Annotated in this window: 14 protein-coding genes, 2 pseudogenes and 1 other annotated feature; of the genes and pseudogenes, 8 read left to right on the forward strand and 8 right to left on the reverse strand. The window is 40.8% G+C overall.

The features are described from left to right. Positions 1 to 165: 165 nt before the first annotated feature. Together copZ and CJ483_RS08025 are read right to left on the reverse strand one after the other, a co-directional pair. The gene (copZ, locus tag CJ483_RS08020; protein WP_120033842.1) at positions 166 to 372 is read right to left on the reverse strand and encodes a copper chaperone CopZ; all 207 of its coding nucleotides are present in this window, start codon (positions 370 to 372) and stop codon (positions 166 to 168) included. A gap of 16 nt (positions 373 to 388) precedes the next feature. Next, complete coding sequence (locus CJ483_RS08025) at positions 389 to 727, reverse strand: metal-sensitive transcriptional regulator (RefSeq protein WP_120037860.1); 339 nt, start codon at positions 725 to 727, stop codon at positions 389 to 391. 538 nt (positions 728 to 1,265) lie between these two features. Here CJ483_RS08025 and CJ483_RS08030 point away from each other — a divergent pair. The 4 genes from CJ483_RS08030 (at position 1,266) to CJ483_RS08045 (ending at position 5,666) form a co-directional block, all read left to right on the forward strand. After that, positions 1,266 to 1,958 (forward strand): response regulator transcription factor, encoded by a 693-nt coding sequence (locus CJ483_RS08030; protein ID WP_120033844.1) that lies wholly within the window; start codon positions 1,266 to 1,268, stop codon positions 1,956 to 1,958. Further along, on the forward strand, positions 1,955 to 2,950 hold the full coding sequence (locus CJ483_RS08035; RefSeq protein ID WP_120033846.1) for a sensor histidine kinase: 996 nt from the start codon (positions 1,955 to 1,957) through the stop codon (positions 2,948 to 2,950). The genes CJ483_RS08030 and CJ483_RS08035 overlap by 4 nt, the downstream gene beginning before the upstream one ends. A 117-nt stretch (positions 2,951 to 3,067) precedes the next feature. Beyond that, the gene (locus CJ483_RS08040) at positions 3,068 to 3,829 is read left to right on the forward strand and encodes an ABC transporter ATP-binding protein (protein WP_120033848.1); all 762 of its coding nucleotides are present in this window, start codon (positions 3,068 to 3,070) and stop codon (positions 3,827 to 3,829) included. Next, positions 3,819 to 5,666, forward strand: coding sequence for an FtsX-like permease family protein (locus CJ483_RS08045; RefSeq protein ID WP_120033850.1), 1,848 nt, complete (start codon positions 3,819 to 3,821; stop codon positions 5,664 to 5,666). The genes CJ483_RS08040 and CJ483_RS08045 overlap by 11 nt, the downstream gene beginning before the upstream one ends. 377 nt (positions 5,667 to 6,043) lie before the next feature. On the opposite strand, the gene tyrS is transcribed toward CJ483_RS08045, so the two are convergent. Both tyrS and acsA read right to left on the reverse strand, forming a co-directional pair. Further along, on the reverse strand, positions 6,044 to 7,306 hold the full coding sequence (tyrS, locus tag CJ483_RS08050) for a tyrosine--tRNA ligase (RefSeq protein ID WP_120033852.1): 1,263 nt from the start codon (positions 7,304 to 7,306) through the stop codon (positions 6,044 to 6,046). A 57-nt stretch (positions 7,307 to 7,363) separates the two neighbouring features. Then, positions 7,364 to 7,586 (reverse strand) — a binding site (T-box leader). A gap of 216 nt (positions 7,587 to 7,802) precedes the next feature. After that, positions 7,803 to 9,521, reverse strand: a complete 1,719-nt coding sequence (gene acsA, locus CJ483_RS08055; RefSeq protein ID WP_120033854.1) for an acetate--CoA ligase — start codon at positions 9,519 to 9,521, stop codon at positions 7,803 to 7,805. 201 nt (positions 9,522 to 9,722) lie between these two features. On the opposite strand from acsA, the gene CJ483_RS08060 reads away from it, so the two are divergent. From CJ483_RS08060 to CJ483_RS08075, 4 genes and pseudogenes are all read left to right on the forward strand, one after another. Beyond that, positions 9,723 to 10,355: a GNAT family N-acetyltransferase gene (locus tag CJ483_RS08060; protein ID WP_120033856.1), complete on the forward strand. Its 633-nt coding sequence runs from the start codon at positions 9,723 to 9,725 to the stop codon at positions 10,353 to 10,355. 17 nt (positions 10,356 to 10,372) lie between these two features. Next, on the forward strand, positions 10,373 to 11,020 hold the full coding sequence (locus CJ483_RS08065; RefSeq protein WP_120033858.1) for an acetoin utilization AcuB family protein: 648 nt from the start codon (positions 10,373 to 10,375) through the stop codon (positions 11,018 to 11,020). Continuing rightward, complete coding sequence (locus tag CJ483_RS08070) at positions 11,017 to 12,177, forward strand: acetoin utilization protein AcuC (protein ID WP_120033860.1); 1,161 nt, start codon at positions 11,017 to 11,019, stop codon at positions 12,175 to 12,177. Before CJ483_RS08065 ends, CJ483_RS08070 begins: the two co-directional genes overlap by 4 nt. A 392-nt stretch (positions 12,178 to 12,569) precedes the next feature. Then, positions 12,570 to 13,927: pseudogene (locus tag CJ483_RS08075) on the forward strand (IS1182 family transposase). Positions 13,928 to 14,062: 135 nt separating this feature from the next. Here CJ483_RS08075 and motS read toward each other — a convergent pair. From motS to CJ483_RS08095, 4 genes and pseudogenes are all read right to left on the reverse strand, one after another. Next, entirely contained in the window at positions 14,063 to 14,782 is a 720-nt protein-coding gene (motS, locus tag CJ483_RS08080) for a flagellar motor protein MotS (RefSeq protein WP_120033862.1), read from the reverse strand. Then, a pseudogene (gene motP / locus CJ483_RS08085) lies at positions 14,779 to 15,587 on the reverse strand (flagellar motor protein MotP). The gene motS and the pseudogene motP overlap by 4 nt, the downstream one beginning before the upstream one ends. A gap of 58 nt (positions 15,588 to 15,645) precedes the next feature. Continuing rightward, positions 15,646 to 16,641, reverse strand: coding sequence for a catabolite control protein A (gene ccpA / locus CJ483_RS08090; RefSeq protein WP_120037862.1), 996 nt, complete (start codon positions 16,639 to 16,641; stop codon positions 15,646 to 15,648). A gap of 72 nt (positions 16,642 to 16,713) precedes the next feature. After that, positions 16,714 to 17,790: a bifunctional 3-deoxy-7-phosphoheptulonate synthase/chorismate mutase gene (locus tag CJ483_RS08095; protein ID WP_120033864.1), complete on the reverse strand. Its 1,077-nt coding sequence runs from the start codon at positions 17,788 to 17,790 to the stop codon at positions 16,714 to 16,716. Positions 17,791 to 17,854 lie beyond the last annotated feature (64 nt).

Consider the following 17,854-nt stretch of genomic DNA (forward strand, 5'->3'; position numbering starts at 1 on the left):
ATCTAAAACTAACCTGTCCTGTTAATTTTAGATCAGTACGCAAAAAGTGGTTTTGGCTATTTATCCTCTCTGGATTTCTGTCTTTTCAGGTTGACTGCTTTTTCTCTCTAAACCATTTGTACCTTTCCATAATAAAAAAATGGATGTGGCTAGCACATCCATTTTTTATTCAACATCGTATCCTTGATCATCAATCGTCTCTTTAATTTTATCTAAGTCCACTCTGTTTAAATCATACTGTACTTCAACTTTTCCACTTTCTAGAGCTACTTTTACGCTCTCCACTCCCGGCAATTCGCCAACGCTCCCCTCAATCGCTTTCACACAATGGCCGCATGACATTCCGCTTACTTTTAATGTGATATTATTCATAAATTTCCCTCCATTATTATTTTTTCATTAATTTTTGTACGGTAACTAATACTTCGTCAAGAACTTCGAAATCGCCTTCCTGAATTCTTTCAACAACGCAACTCTTCATGTGTCCTTCTAAAAGAATTTTCGCCACACTGTTTAACGCTGACTGTGTAGCTGATATTTGTGTAATGACGTCATCACAATACGTATCCTTTTCAATCAAACCTTTAATACCACGGATTTGCCCTTCAATCCGGTTTAAACGGGTCGTTAAATTCTTTTTCACCTTATCAGAATGATGGCTTTTTCGCTCAGAATGATTGAAATCACCATGATCAGCTTCGAAAAGCTCTTCGTATTCACTATTCATTAACATTCCTCCCCCTCTCCCTTCATTGTACATTACCCCCCTACCGTATGTAAAGAGAGAGTTCGAAAGATGATCTACTATTTTCTTGGTTTGTAGAAAAACGAACGAATTTATCACCTTCACAGATGATTTGTTTTAAACTGAGACTAGCGCAGCTAAAATGGGGAATCTAAAAGCAAATAAGGTGTCAATTTGCATTGTTTTCTGTTGAATAAGCCTCCATTTTTATCAGACTTTCCTCTTCTAAAAGGTGGATTTTTTAAAAACAAACTTTATACTATTAGCTTAACGTATACTTTTGAAGAATGCGGTCTCCCACTTTATTTTTGTCCGGACTCATGGATTTACTAAAAACTCATTTAAAGAAAAGGCATTCCATTTGAGTCTTGATGCTCGAATTAGTTAGTGTTACAACCATTGCTCAGTAAATTGGATGAAAAGTATCATTTCATGTGAAGTTATTTTAGGACCGTATAACAGCATTGTGCCGATAGAAAAGAATAACACGCCAATGTGAACGAGGGAACAGGAGGATTGGATGTATAAAATATTAATTGTTGAAGATGAAATAAATATCTCCCATACATTGAAAAGTCATCTTGAAAAGTATGGTTATCAATGCCGGCTTGTAGTAGATTTTGAAAAAGTATTTGAGCTGTTTCAGGATTTCCAGCCGCATCTTGTCATAATGGACATTAATCTCCCTGCTTTTGATGGCTATTATTGGTCCCGTAAAATAAGACGGGTATCAAATTGCCCCATCATGATTCTCTCTGCTCGTATAAGTGAACTAGATCAAGTGTATGGTATTGAAAATGGGGCAGATGACTTTATTACAAAACCTTTTTTAATGAACGTAATACTTGCAAAAATAAATGGACAAATTCGCCGTATATATGGTGAGTATGCAAAGGATTCACAAACCCGGATTTTAAAGAAAGGGAATACAACTTTAAACCTGGATACTGTTCGATTGTCTACACGTGAAAAAGAGGTGTTATTGACAGTAAAGGAACTCCAGCTATGTGCCCTGCTTTTAGAAGCATGCCCGAATGTAGTGGCAAGACAGCAGCTACTTACGGCTATTTGGGATGATGAGACGTTTGTTGAGGAAAATACACTTACGGTTAATATCGTAAGATTGCGAAAGAAATTAGAGGCGATTCATTCCTCATTAGAAATTATAACAATCCGAGGAATTGGCTATCAATTAACGGAGAAAAGTGTATGAAACTCTTTTTACGGGACCATTTCAGCTTTATTATCCTTTATATCATTACATTTATTAGCTTGCCAATTGTCATCCATCGACTAGATGGCATGGAAAATCATTATCCCTATTTTATATTTTTAGCCATCACTCTGCTGGTTATTTTCCTTTTCTTTCGTTATATACGCCGCAAGAAAATGTATGCAAGTGTCAAAGGAAGGAGCCTGGAGACAGGGGACTTTCTCATTCATCAGCCAGTTGCTCCAATTGAAAAAGCATATGCAGCTCAATTGCAATCAATTCAGTCTTTTCTTCTTTCAAAAGACGATAGTTACAGGGATTTCTTACAAGAACAGCAATTGATGATTTCTCATGCTGTTCATCAAATGAAAACCCCCCTCTCTGTCATTCAGCTACTTATACAATCTAATCAGTTTGAAGAGCCAAGTGTACTACTAGAGTGGCAGAAAGTTAAAACGGAATGCAACAAGTTGAATTTTTCTTTAAATCAATTATTGACGTATAGTCGCTCTACAAAACTATTGGCGGATCTAAAAATAGAATCAATTTCATTAAAGAGTGTTGTACAGGAAGTTATTAATGATTTAAAAGACTATTTTATTGAAAAAGAAATATATCCTAAAAGTACCATTGGAGAAAATATAGTGATCTATTCAGATCGCAAATGGCTAAAAGTCGTTATTTACCAGCTGTTAAGTAATGCAATTAAATATGGGGAGAAACAGTCTTCCGTTATCATTCTTTATGAAAATGAACAATTATACATCAAAAACAAAGGGGAAACGATACCTGAAAGTGAAATCAAACGCGTTTTTGAATTATTTTATACAGGCACTAAAGGACGTACTAAGGGTGAAGCAACCGGCATTGGGCTTTACTTAGTGAAGAAGATTTTATCTACCTTAAGCCATCCATACACATTGTCTTCTATTAATCATGAAACAACGTTTGCCATTGACTTTTCTGGAAGAGTAGAAACGGCTGCCAAATGAGGCAGCCATTTTGAATGTGACGTTTTTGTCATATTGCTGTCACGTTCAGAGATTTTAGGGAACAGAAAGGTTTGTCTATACTAAAAGCAAAGAAAGACGCAAGGGAGCGAAAAGCTAATGGCAGATACTATTTTACATGTAAAACAACTTCAGAAGGAATATACAGGGGAAATCACATATAAAGCCTTAAAAGGCATTGACTTTGATTTAAAGGAGAGGGAATTTGTTGCGGTAATGGGACCATCCGGCAGTGGGAAAACAACATTCCTTAACTGCATTTCAACCATCGATCGTCCTACAAGCGGCTTCATTACAGTCCGCTCAAAAAATCCATATGAATTAAATGATGATGAACTAGCGAAGTTTCGCCGCAAGGAATTAGGCTTTGTTTTTCAGGATTTTAACCTTGTTCATACGTTAACAGTAGAAGAAAATATTTTATTGCCATTGACACTTGATTCTGTAAATGAGAAAGAAATGAGAAAACGCTTAGCAAGAATTGTAGACTTTTTAGGTATTGAGGAGATAGTAAAGAAACGCACATTTGAAATTTCAGGTGGACAGAAACAACGTGTGGCCATTGCAAGAGCAGTTATTCATGAACCCGGCTTATTGTTAGCGGATGAGCCGACTGGAAACTTGGACTCTAAATCGGTAAATAGCGTTATGACATTGTTTGAATCGATTAACCATGTGTTTCACACAGCTATTTTGATGGTGACGCATGATGCCTATGTCGCTAGTTTTGCGCAGCGTGTCATCTTTATAAAAGACGGTATTCTTTATAATAAGATACACCGAGGTGAAAACAAGCAGCAGTTTTATCAAGAAATTATGGACACACTCACGTTTTTGGGCGGTGGTCAGCATGAGTTTTAATCATATTGTCGTTCAAAACATTTTACGTGATAAATCCACATATATTTCCTACTTTTTAAGCAGTGTATTCTCTATTTTGGTCTTTTTCTTATTTTCAACTACAGCTTTTCATCCAATGATGACGAAAATTGATCATACGAGTACACTTGGACTGACAATGATGCTCGCTAGCTTTTTTATTTATATTTTTTCATTTGTCTTTATTATTTATTCGCTGTTTGCTTTTTTGAAAAAGAAAACAAAAAATCTTAGCGTATTTATGATTACCGGTGCATCCACGAAGCAAATCAGCAAAATGATTTTCAGAGAAAATATGCTCATTGCCGGTGCAGCGATCGTAACAGCCATTGCAGTTGGACTTATCGTTGCTCCCTTATTTTTAATGGTAGCCAAAAGGGTGTTGCGTGCGGATAGCTTTGGTATGTATGTACCATTACAGTCCATCGCATTAACGGTTGTCTTATTTACTATATTATTCTTTATTGTTTCTAAATTGATGACGCGCTTTATCAACAAAGAAGAAATGGTCCAGCTGTTAAAAGCAGATATAACACAGGAAAAGCTAATTGCACCGGCACCATTGAAACTGTTGCTATCTCTTATGGTGAGTGGATTTTTATTCCTTTCAATTATAAAGGAAATGAATTGGATAAAGTCTTTTGAAACCATTTGGTATATGAGCTTATTTGCCAGTTTGCTATTATCCATTTATCTCCTTATTACTCAAGGAACACTATTGATTATTCGCCTATTACAGAGACGGCCAGCGTACCTTCGAAAAACAAATATGCTTTTTATTTCTAATTTAAAAGCTAAAGAGCGTTCTCATGCACATATCATTTACTTATTAACCGTATTACTATTAGGTGTTTTTGTATGTACGAGCGTTCTATATAGCTCCTATTATAATGTGAAGGAAAAGACAGAAGTGCTATATCCTTATAGTGTCCAATATACTTCACTTCCTGCCAATAAGTCAGGAGCTGAGCAAGAAGATATTGCGTTTATTGAAGCGACATTAGATAAAGCAGGTACGTATGATGTCTATTATTCGGCATTTAAAACCGATGAAGATCGCCGGATTGCCTTTATGTCCGTTTCAAATTACAATGCGCTTGGCCAGCATAAGGCGATCACACTAAGTGACAATGAGTATTACGTTGCAGCTGGACATGAAGGCGTACTGCCCAATCGAGAAGCTATTCATGATTACCCGCTTGGAAAGCTTGAGTATGTAGGTTTGGAAGAACAAAATATTTTATCAACGGGCTTACAAAATGTGTATTATATCGTACCCGATAAGGTTTACGAAACAATCGATTATCCAGTCTATAAAGTATTTGCCTATGAACTGGAAGATTGGGTAGAAAAGATCGATGTTGCTGAAACCATTTCATCAGAAGTTCCTACAGATCCCAATGTTCGCTTGGTGGCTTCTAAAATTGAGTTATATGATGCGGAGAAGTTTGTGAAAAGCATCATGTTTTTTATCGGTTTTATGCTCAGTCTGATCTTTTTGAGTGCGGCAATGAGCATTCTTTACTTCTACTTACAAACGTCACTTGAAGGAGAAAAGAAAAAATATGAAGGCATTCGAAAAATTGGCCTTTCTTTTAAGGAACTAGCTTCTGTCGTAACAAAAGAATTAGCAGCTTTAATTTTTATTCCATTTACAGTGGCAGCTATTATTTTATTTGCAGGGATGTTTGGCATGCGAAACTATATTTCACCGACATTTTATCAAATGACAGCGATCGGTGTAGGTATATTTTTATTGCTGTTCATTATAAGCTTTTTTACTATTCGACGGGGTTATTTAAATAAACTTGTGAATTGATCATGCTCGGTTTTGCCCAACAAAAGAACCATGAGAATAATGTTTTTTTCTTCCCCAGTTCTTTCAAACTGAATTTAAATGGGTGTATGTAAAAATCTATGCTCTTCATTGAAATTAAGAAACCGTAAACATGAAAACCATTCATTTTTATCTATATTTAGTTGTCTAGTCATTTCTATGTTGGTTGGTTTGGGTAAAACAGATAGTATGTTTGAAAAAGATCATTATTTGCAAATTTAAATTGCCTAAAGAGCTTAAAAAGAACTTTTATCTACAATAAATAGAACTTATAACGATTAAGTTTCACTCTTGTTAATAAAAGAGAGGATGTCCCCAACTTGTTGGAGCATCCTCTTTTTTGATCACTTGTTTTTTACTTATTTGTATTTAATTAAGTAGTACTTCTTTTTGCCACGACGAATGATTGTAAATTCGCCTTCCATTTTATCCTCTTCCGATAAAACATAGGCTGTGTCTGTTACTTTGTCGCCATTAATAGAAACCGCACCATTTTGGACATCTTCCCGCGCTTGGCGCTTCGACGAAGAAATACCAGCAGCGACAAGCAAGTCTACAAGACCTATTTCCTCTTCGCTTGCCTGTTCAAATGATGGCACATCTTTAAATCCTTGTTTAATTTCTGAAGCTGTTAAGCTTCTGACATCTCCGCTAAATAGAGCATCTGTAATTTTCTGCGCTTGCTCCAGTGCTTCGCCGCCGTGAATTAAACGAGTCATTTCTTCAGCCAGTGCCTTTTGAGCTTTACGCAAATGCGGCTCTTCCTGTACTGCTGTTTCAAGCTCTTCAATTTCTGCAGGGCTTAAAAACGTGAATATTTTCAAGTATTTAACAACATCTGCATCGGCTGTATTAATCCAGAACTGGTAAAACTCATAAGGTGTTGTTTTTTCGGGATCAAGCCAGATGGCTCCGCTTTCTGTTTTGCCAAACTTCGTACCATCTGCTTTTGTAACGAGCGGGATTGTCAAACCGTACGCCTTCTCGCCTTCTGGTTTCATTTTGCGGATTAGCTCCAGCCCGGTTGTAATGTTTCCCCATTGGTCACTGCCGCCAATTTGCATTTTACAATTATGATCTTCATATAAATGCAGGAAGTCCATTGCTTGCAAAATCGTATACGTAAATTCCGTGAAGGAAATACCAGTATCCAGTCGGGACGCTATAGTATCTTTTGCAAGCATGTAATTGACGCCAATATGCTTTCCGAAATCGCGTAAAAATGTCACGATATCCATAGAACCAGCCCAGTCATAGTTGTTCACAAGCTCGGCTCCGTTTTCTCCATCAAAGTTAAAAATCTTCTCTAACTGCTTTTTAATGCAGGACACGTTATGCTGGACCATCTCAAGCGTCTGCAGCTTCCTCTCTTCTTTTTTACCGCTTGGATCTCCAATTAATCCCGTTGCTCCTCCCACAAGAACAATCGGGCGATGTCCATTATTTTGGAAACGACGCAGCGTTAAAAATGGCAGCAAATGGCCAATATGCATGCTGTCTGCTGTTGGATCTACTCCGCAGTAAAGTGAAATTTTCTCTTTTTCTAACAGTTCTTTAATTCCTTCTTCATCTGTTTGTTGATAAATAATCCCTCTCCATTGCAATTCTTCCAATAGATTCATCTCTTATCTTCCCTTCTTTTCTATATTTTCACAAAATAAAAACGCCCCTGCAGTTACTGCAGGGACGCTATTAAGCGCGGTACCACCCAAGCTTGAGAAGATGATCTTCTCCACTCATTTAGATAACGGTTGTTCCGTTTGCTGCTACTGATCTGGTAAACACGTTTCACAGCAAAAGCTCCAGGAGGTAATTCATTCAACTATTTGTACCGGTTTCCACCAACCACCGGCTCTCTTTTAACAGGGATAGCGAACTACTTAATCCTTTCATGGCTTAAATATGTAAATGTATACGTTATATTTAAACAAAGCGTTATAGAAAAGTCAAACCCAATTTAAGAAAAGTTGATCTCCCACTGGATGGTTGATTTTGTTGAAGTCGCCGAATACAGTGAACACTTCCTATAAAAAACTTTATTTATCTTTAACAGAATCCAAGAAAAAACCGGTTTTAAAGCGTTAGAAAAGTCGCTTCAAACCGGTTAGATCCTTCTTATTAATCTTCCATTGTTGACAAATCACCTGTAGGAAGATCAAGCTCCCAAGCTTTTAAAACACGGCGCATGATTTTTCCGCTGCGTGTTTTTGGCAGCTTGTCACGAAACTCAATTTCACGCGGTGCCGCATGAGCAGCAAGTCCCGTCTTAACGAACTGACGGATTTCTTCTTTCAGTTCATCTGTTGGCTCGTATCCTTCTTGAAGAGCAACAAATGCTTTGATAATTTCTCCACGAACAGGGTCTGGCTTACCGATAACACCTGCTTCGGTCACAGCCGGGTGTTCAATCAGCTTGCTTTCTACTTCAAACGGTCCGACCCGCTCACCAGCTGTCATAATTACATCATCCACACGACCCTGGAACCAGAAATAGCCATCTTCATCCATGTAAGCAGAGTCTCCGGATACATACCAATCGCCCGGCATAAAGTAAGATTCATATTTTTCCGGGTTATTCCAAATAGCAACCATCATAGATGGCCAGCCCTTTTTGATAGCCAAGTTGCCCATGCGGTTTGGCGGCAATTCATTTCCTTGATCGTCAACAATTGCGGCCTTTACCCCTGGAACTGGCTTACCCATCGATCCAGGGCGAATGTCCATGGATGGGTAGTTACAAATTACGAGAGCACCTGTTTCCGTCATCCACCATGTATCATGAATACGGCGGTCAAATACTTTGGCTCCCCAGCGAATAACTTCTGGATTGAGCGGCTCTCCCACACTGACAATGTGGCGAAGAGAACTTAAGTCAAACTTCTTCACAACCTCATCTCCGGCTCCCATCAGCATGCGAAACGCAGTTGGAGCGCTGTACCAGACAGTAATCTTATAATCTTCAATGGTTTGGTACCAAGTTTCCGGTTTGAAACGACCTCCGACAATAACGTTCGTTGTGCCTGTAAGCCATGGCCCGAAAATCCCATAAGATGTTCCAGTTACCCAGCCTGGATCAGCTGTGCACCAATATACGTCATCCTCTTGCAAATCAAGTACCCATTTAGCTGTCATGTACTGCTGAACCATCGCTCGATGAACATGCAAGACGCCTTTCGGCTTACCTGTTGAGCCAGAAGTATAGTGGAGAATCATGCCATCATCTAAATTCATCCATTCAATATCGAATGAGGCGTCTGCTTCTTTCATTTTGGCGTTAAAATCCACATATTTATCTCCAGTCGGCACACTGTCACCGACGATAAAGATCTTTTCTAAGGCTGGTAGATCATTAATAGGCACACGATCAAGCAAGTCTGGAGTCGTAACGAGCACCTTTGCGCTGCTGTCCTCCAAACGGTCGCGAACAGCCCCTTCCATGAAGGCTTCAAAAAGCGGACCGACAATCGCTCCAGCTTTAATGGTTCCAAGTACGGTAAAATAGAGCTCTGGTGAACGCGGCATGAACACGAAGACCCGGTCTCCCTTTTCTACTCCGCCTGCTGTCTTTAAGACGTTGGCTGCCTTGTTCGTATATTCTTTCATTTCTTCAAATGTATATTTTTCATCTCTATCCGCGTCTCTGTAATAGAGAGCAATTTTTTGTTTAAGGCCGGATTCCGCATGACGGTCAATTGCCTCGTAAGCAATATTGATTTTACCGGTTTCAGACCAGGAAAAATGTTTCTCAGCATCTTTCCAGTTAAATGAAGCATATAATTCATCGTAATCTTTTAAATTATAATTTCCCTCTTTTACTGTCAACGTTTCCAATTTCATATAACCGCTCCCCCCTATGTAAGAATTCAGTCTCTATTATAACTCAAATTCCCATTTTTCACAATTTTGAAACAACCATTTAGTCTATGTCTCTACTTACCTATTGCAGCCAACAAAGAATTGCGAAAATTTAGTGAAAACGCTTTATAAGTGGGAAATTCAGGTATAATACAAGTATGGAATGATGAAGGCGGTGACTTAATGGAGCATAAAAAAGAGTATCATTCGCAAGAAGTGGAAACGTCAAAAGGGACTATTATTATCGAAGGCCCGGTTTCTGCAGAAGCTCTAGCTAATATGACATTTCATGAAGGGCTGACCGCTTTTCGACAGCCTGCACAGCAGCATCAGGCGCTCGTAGAAATTGCCGATCTTCCTGAAGGGCGCATTATTATTGCTCGCAGCGGTCATGTGATCATCGGCTACGTAACCTATCTCTACCCCGATCCTCTGGAAAGATGGTCAGAAGCCAATCTTGATAATTTAATTGAGCTTGGAGCAGTAGAGGTTGCTCCTCCTTACCGTGGCACTCAGCTTGGCAAAAGCATGATTAAGCTCTCCATGCTGGATGAAATGATGGAACATTATATTATCATTACTACTGAATACTATTGGCATTGGGATCTAAAGGGGACCGGTCTAAACGTATGGGAATACAGAAAGATCATGGAGAAAATGATGAATGCCGGCGGCTTGGTATGGTATGCAACCGATGATCCAGAGATCAGTTCCCATCCGGCAAATTGTCTAATGGTGCGCATCGGCAAACATGTGGACCAAACATCGATTGAAAAGTTTGATCAAGTGCGCTTTATGAATCGCTTTATGTATTAACAAAGGGGGATGACTAAATGATCGTGGAGCAAATTATGCAGCAAGAAGTACATACACTGTCACCGAATGACAAGATCGGTACGGCGTTGCAGTTGTTCAGAGATAAAAAAATCCGCCACGTGCCGATTATAGATGAAACAGGAGAACTTGTGGGTATTGTAGCAGATCGTGATGTCAAAGATTCCACACCTTCTATTTTACAGAAAGATTTAAGCGACGAAGAACTGAACAAGCCGCTCTCTCTAATTATGCAACGAAATGTCGTTACCGGACATCCGCTTGATTTTGTAGAAGATGTCGCTGCTGTCTTCTATGAGCATAGCATTGGCTGCATGCCTATTGTCCAAGGAGGGAACATCGTTGGCATCGTAACCGAAACAGACGTACTTCATACATTTGTTGAATTGACCGGTGCCAATCAGCCTGGCTCGCGCATCGAGGTCAAATTGCCGAATAGACCCGGTGAATTATTTGATGTCGTCAGCATCCTGAATAAACGGCGGGCGAATATTCACAGTGTTCTCGTATATCCGGATAAGGAAGATGAAGATTCGAAAATTGTTGTTTTCCGCGTGCGAATGATGAACCCGACCGGAGTGATTGATGATTTAAAACAGGAAGGGCATACTGTGTTGTGGCCAAATATGCCAGGCATGTCTTCATGAAAAAAGAGGCAGTATTCGTCTATTCGGATCAGCTTCTTTCTTACAAATTTTCCGAAAATCATCCTTTCAATCAATTCCGGCTCACATTAACTATCGATTTGTTAAAAAAAATGAATAGAATTCAAGAAAGTGATATAATTCCTCCTCGTGTAGCATCAAAGGAAGAATTGCAGCTTATCCATGATATTGCTTACGTTGAAGCTGTCCAACAAGCAGGCAATGGCGAGCTGCCCCTTGATATTGCAGAAGGCTATGGACTAGGTACAGAGGATACACCAATGTTTAAAGGCATGCATGAAGCAAGCGCCCTGCTTGTCGGCGGCACATTAACAGCCGCTGATTGGGTAATGCAAGAGAAAGCAGCACACGCCCTGCACTTAGGGGGAGGCCTTCATCATGGTTTTCGCGGGAAAGCGTCAGGCTTCTGCATCTACAATGACAGTTCAGTAGCCATTAAATATTTACAAGAAAAGTATCAGGCACGGGTCTTATATATCGATACAGATGCTCACCACGGCGATGGGGTACAATGGTCTTTTTATGACGACCCTGATGTATGCACGTTATCTATTCATGAAACCGGCCGATACCTTTTCCCTGGAACTGGAAATATTAATGAACGGGGTCAAGGAAAGGGATATGGTTTTTCTTTTAATCTTCCTCTAGATGCTTTTACTGAGGACGACTCATGGCTTGAGGCGTATGAAACCTCCATATGGGAAGTTGCGGACTTTTTTAAACCTGATGTCATCTTAACGCAAAATGGGGTAGATGCTCATTTTTATGATCCACTTACCCATCTATCTACTACGATGAATGTTTATCGGCGAATTCCTGAGATTGCTCATCAGGTCGCCCACCGTTATTGTGATGGGCGTTGGATTGCTGTTGGCGGTGGCGGATACGACATCTGGCGAGTTGTTCCACGGGCCTGGGCTTACATTTGGCTCGCCATGACTAACCATTCAAATGTATCCGGTGCACTCCCTAAAGAATGGATTGAGAAATGGCAGTCCAAATCACCTGTCCAGCTCCCCACTCAGTGGGACGATCCTCCAGGTTTATATCCAGCGATTCCGCGAAAACCGGAGATCGAGGAGAAAAACCGTTTAACCTTGGAAAAAATGCTCTATCCTCTTCGTCAGTTAAAAAAATAGGCTCTGTTATGCTTGATTGTTGATTTTCGCTGCAAGCGATGAGTAGAAAAAATAACATTCATCTTTAACGGAGCCAAAGAATAAAAAAGCGGCCCGATGATGGGCCGCTTCAGACTGTAGACAAACTCAATGAAATTCTAGAGTTTGTCTACAGTCCTTTTTATTTTGCTTGTGAATGGGAGCTGTTGATTTCCATTCCAGGCGCTTCGCTTTCCGCGGGGCGGGCGGTGAGCCTCCTCGCCGCGAAAGCGCCTGCGGGGTCTCACCTGTCCCGCTGATCCCGCAGGAGTCTTTGCGCCATCCATTTCAATCAACAGGGGTTACAAAGTTAGAGTAGCCGTACAACCATACCTGTTTTAAAATAAATAGATCAAACGCTTGAGGCGAGAAAGATGCTTTCGAAAAACAATCCAATCCAACGGAATCAAATAGAAATGATCGCTCTAGACCAGCTTGTACCAGAGAATCACCTGGTCCGTAAAATGGAGGCAGCGATGGATTTCTCTTTTATTTATGACTTGGTGGAAGGATTGTATGCGGAAGTGGCCGCCCAAGCATTGATCCAATTATTTTAATTAAACTAACATTTATCCAATATGCCTTTGGCATTCGATCCATGCGCAAGACGATCGAGGAAGTGGAAACGAATATGGCCTACCGCTGGTTTCTCGGTTATGGATTCCATGATAAAGTGCCGCATTTCTCTACCTTCGGTAAGAACTACGAGCGTCGCTTTAAAGATACCGACCTGTTTGAACAGATCTTCTATCGTATCTTAAAAATAGCTGCCGAGAAAAAGCTCATTAGTGCGGAGCACGTTTTTGTGGATTCCACTCATGTAAAAGCTAGCGCGAATAAGCGTAAATTTGAAAAGAAAATGGTTCGCAAAGAAACACGCGCGTATCAGGAACGCCTCCAAAAAGAGATTAATCAGGACCGAGAGGATCATGGAAAAAAGCCGTTCCCGCCAGATAAGTTCGATAAAGAAGAAACGAAAGAAATCAAGGAAAGTACAACCGATCCGGACAGTGGCTACTACGTTAAAGACGAACGAACCAAACAATTTGCCTATTCCTTTCACGCGGCCGCAGACCGTAAGGGATTCGTAATTGGCACAATGGTCACACCAGGCAACACACATGACAGCCAGATCTTAGAGCCGTTAATGGAGAAAGTGATAGAAAAGGTAGGAAAACCTAAAGCTGTTGGTGCAGATGGAGCTTACAAAACACCTGCCATTGCCAGTTATTTAATGGGAAACGGCATGACACCTGCTTTGCCTTATACACGGCCGCGCACAAAAGAGGGCTTCTTCAGAAAGCATGACTATGTGTACGATGAACATTTTGACTGTTACCTTTGTCCGGCAGGGGAAGTATTGAATTACTCAACGACGAATAAGGAAGGCTATCGTGAATACAGATCACCCAAACAGGTTTGTACCTCCTGCCCTTTTTTAGCTAAATGCACGGAAAGCAGAGATCATCAAAAAGTGGTGACACGCCATATTTGGCAGAAATATATGGAAGAGGCCGACCATCTTCGCCACCACGAAGAAGTTAAAGCGATTTATGCGGAGCGAAAAGAAACGATTGAGCGTGTATTCGCAGATGCAAAAGAAAAGCATGGCATGCGTTGGACAACGTTAAGGGGACTTAAAAAATTGTCGATGCAAGCGATGCTTACTTTCGCTGCCATGAATCTCAAGAAAATGGCCAGCTGGACTTGGCGAGAACCAGAAATGGCTTAAATGATGACCTCGGAGAGGTCTATCTTTCTCTCGAATGGCTTTAAAACTACCGAAAAATCAAAAGGGGTTCGGAATAAGACTATTCCGAACCCCTTTTGTCGACAAACTGAAGCGGCCCGATGATGGGCCGCTTTTTTATTCTTTGTATGCCGGGTCAGAAATCACAATTTGCACCCGACGGTTTTTTTGCATATTGCCTTCATTTATATTCGGCACAAGCGGCCGTGTATCACCGTAACCTACGGCGATGAACCGCTCAGGATCAAGACCGCTGTTATCTATAAAGAAGCGAATAACACTGCTTGCTCGTGCACTGGAAAGCTCCCAGTTAGATGGATAAATAGAATTTTTAATAGGTCTATTATCCGTATGTCCTTCCACTTTCACAAGATTAGGAATGGTTTTTAGCAGCTTCCCTGTCTTTTCTAGAAAAGGATAAGCCTCTTGCAGAATAACAGCATCTCCCGTGCCAAACACGATCTGTTCTTGTAAAACAAGCACTACACCACGTTCATTTCTAATGGCTGCAGCCGTGTCTTCAAGCCCATTCTCCTTGAGGTACTTCTGAACTTCCTTTGCAAGCTCATCAAGTGACTGTTCATTCCGATCTGCTTCTTCCTTGTTCATTTTTTCTGAAGGATATTCCCCAGGAACAATGGAATCATTCGTTTGGAAAATTCCCTGCGCATTAAATGACTGTGCGATTGTTTTAAACTTAATCATATCAATTTGCGACATAGAAAAAAGCAAAATAAAGAATACGAGAACGAGCGTAACAAGATCAGAAAACGTCACCATCCATTTTGGTGCTCCTTTTTGCTCTGGTTTGCGGGAAGGACGGCGACGGCTGATCATAACTCCGCCGCCTCATTTGCAGTGATCGTCTCCGTCACACTTCTTTTGCTGTCAGATGAAAAAGCAAGCAGCTTTTCCCGAAGAATTTTTGGATTTTGCCCTGTTTGAACCCCTACTACGCCTTCAATAACAATCTCCCGGAAAAACACCTCTTGTTCTGTTTTCAGCTCTAATTTTGCAGCCATCGGCAAGAAAACAAGGTTGGCAAGCAGGGAACCATAGAATGTGGTTAACAGAGCTACTGCCATATTAGGCCCCAATGAAGTGGGATCATCTAGATTTTTCAACATGAGAACAAGCCCGACCAACGTTCCGATCATTCCCCAAGCTGGTGCGTATTCTCCTGCTTTTTCAAGGATGCTTCTCTTTTTTCTATGGCGTTCCTCCAAAGCAGTAATTTCAGCGCTCATAATATCCACTAGCATATCCTGTTCGATCCCATCAATCGCTAGCAGCATACCTTTCTTAAGAAACTTATCATTTTCCTGTTCCAACCCTTTTTCCAGTGTTAACAAACCCTCGCGCCTAGCTTTTTCAGATAATGCGACGAATCTTTCAATGAGGGCTTCCAGATTCATTTCCTCTTCTCGAAACGCCTGTCTTATGATCGTAAAGATATGCTTGATCTCGCTAAATGGAAAGTTGATTAGCAAGCCCGCCGTGATCCCCCAAAGACAATTAGAATAGACGGCAAGTGGATAAATGAAGCAAACCCCTCCGCGCCACCGCTCGTCAAAACGGCGAAAGCCAGCAGGACAAAACCTGCAACAATGCCAATCGGTGTCAATGCATCGAATTTTTTCATCTTTCCTCCCTCTCTTCTGTCTCAGAAACAGTCTCTATCTCTACTATCGGAGGAAATTTTACTTTGTTGACCCTCTTTCTTCAATACGATGCGGCAACACGACAATCGGACTTTCCACTTCTTCTTTATTCATATACTTTGTCAATAGCCTCATAGCAACTGCTCCAATATCATATAGCGGCTGCACTACGGACGTCAGTTGCGGCCGAACCATTAAAGCCAGTTTGGTGCTTTCAAAACTAATGACTTCCAGTTCTTCAGGAATCTTCACGCCGCTATCTTGTGCACCATGAATGATACCTAGAGCCATTTCGTCTCCATTTGCAAAGACAGCCGTCGGCTTCACAGAAGCTGTTTCTAATCGATGCCACGCTTCTATCCCAGCCTCATAAGTATAATCCCCATCGATAACTAACTCATCAGCCACCGGTAGACCTGCAGCAGCAAGTCCCTCTTTATATCCGCGCATTACATATTGGCTGATTGTGTCATCCAATGGACCATCGATGAATGCGATATGTTTATGACCTTTTTCTGTTAACGAATGAATGACATCTACAGCTGCTTCTTGGTAATCAATATTGACAGATGGAATTTCCCCTGTCGGTTCTAAAGAACCTGCAAGCACGACTGGAACCGGAGAACGCTTAAACTCCTCTACATGCTCCTCTGTAATCCGGCCGCCCATAAATACAAGCCCGTCCACCTGCTTACCAAGCATTGTATGAATTAAATGAATTTCCTTATCTTTGTTTTGGTCGGAATTACTTAAGATAATATTGTATTTATACATTGTGGCAATATCTTCAATTCCTCTTGCAAGCTCTGCATAAAAAATATTTGAAATATCCGGGATAATAACACCCACTGTTGTTGTTTTCTTGCTGGCCAATCCGCGAGCTACAGCATTCGGGCGATAGCCAAGCCGTTCAATTACTTCCAATACTTTTTTTCGTGTAGCTGGCTTCACGTTTGGATTTCCGTTTACTACGCGGGAAACCGTAGCCATAGAAACACTTGCTTCTCGTGCTACATCGTAGATCGTTATATTCATTTTCATATCTTCTCCTTCGTATTAGCTTTTATCTCTATCTTAACAAAAAAAACTCCTGTGAATACACAGGAGTTACGCTTTTACAGGAATAGTTTGAAGAACTTCACGATAAAATTCATCAAATTGTTGCAAATTCATTTGCTGTGCAGAGTCAGAAAGGGCTACCGCCGGATCTGGATGCACCTCGGCCATTACTCCATCTGCTCCGATAGCAAGGGCTGCTTTTGCTGTTGGAATTAATAAATCACGACGTCCTGTCGAATGAGTAACATCTACGAAGACAGGCAAATGTGTTTCCTGTTTCAAGATCGGTACAGCTGAGATATCAAGGGTATTGCGTGTAGCACGCTCATATGTCCGAATGCCTCGTTCACAAAGTATAATCTGGTCATTCCCACGGGAAATGATGTATTCAGCGGCATTAATAAATTCTTCAATTGTAGCGGCAAGGCCGCGTTTTAGCAATACCGGTTTTTTCACACTACCAGCAGCTTTTAACAACTCAAAGTTTTGCATATTGCGGGCACCGATTTGAATGACATCAATGTAATCGCAAGCTACTTCAATGTCGGCTGGGTTAACAATCTCACTGACAACTCCGAGATCGTATTCATCCGCTACTCTTTTTAAAATTTTCAAACCTTCCAAGCCTAGTCCTTGGAAGTCATAAGGAGAAGTACGAGGTTTGAATGCTCCACCACGAATGAGCTTCAATCCTTTATCCTTAATAGCCTGTGCCACTTCTGCCACTTGTTCATAAGATTCTACAGCACACGGACCGAATACAAATGTAGGAGAGCCGTTGCCTACTTGTTCTCCACGAATCTCTACAATTGTGTCTTCCGGCTTCTTCTTACGGGAAACAAGAAGCGCTTTGCGGTGGTCATCTTGCTGCAATTCCAATCCTGCTTTAAAAATTTCTTTGAACAAATGTTCAATCGTTGAAGTTTCAAATGGTCCACTATTACTTTCAATAATCTTATTCAGCATCGCTCTTTCGCGGACAGGATCATAACGGTTAACGCCCTGCTTTTCTTTCACTCGCCCGATTTCCTGAACAAGTGTAGCTCGCTCGCTAATAAGGTTCAGGAGCTCCACATTTATCTCGTCAACACGTTGTCTCAACTGATCTAGTTCCTGGTTACTCACAATTATCATCCTTCCGCTTTAATATATTTATCTGCATTCTTTTCGTAATCCGCTGTTGCACTTT

This window comes from Bacillus sp. PK3_68, from assembly GCF_003600835.1.
Classification (GTDB): Bacteria; Bacillota; Bacilli; order Bacillales; family Domibacillaceae; genus Pseudobacillus.